The sequence below is a fragment of the Caballeronia sp. M23-90 genome (genome assembly GCF_053574605.1).
On record NZ_JBSIPA010001062.1, the window covers coordinates 1 to 255 of the forward strand.

Sequence of the window (255 nt, forward strand, 5' to 3'; positions counted from 1 at the left end):
CCATCTTGCTATAACACCGTTTCGTGGCGCGAAGGCACTCGTGCGGCTCTAAGTTCCCGTTTTGCGGCGTTGCGCGTGCGGACCTCTCACCGTGATAATTGGCGGGCTACGCCGCGCGATGAAGAATAGCTGCTTATCGAGTGGCCCATTGGTGAAATCGAACCAACCAAATACTGGCTTTCAACTTTGCCCGAAGAGACGGTCGTGCAACATCTCGTTCACGTTGCCAAAATGCGCTGGCGCATTGAGCGTGAC

At 55.3% G+C, this 255-nt stretch carries 1 pseudogene; it reads left to right on the forward strand.

Features of this window, described 5'->3' with window-relative positions:
- Window positions 1-255: pseudogene (locus ACRXB1_RS37815) on the forward strand (IS701 family transposase); the annotation flags it as partial.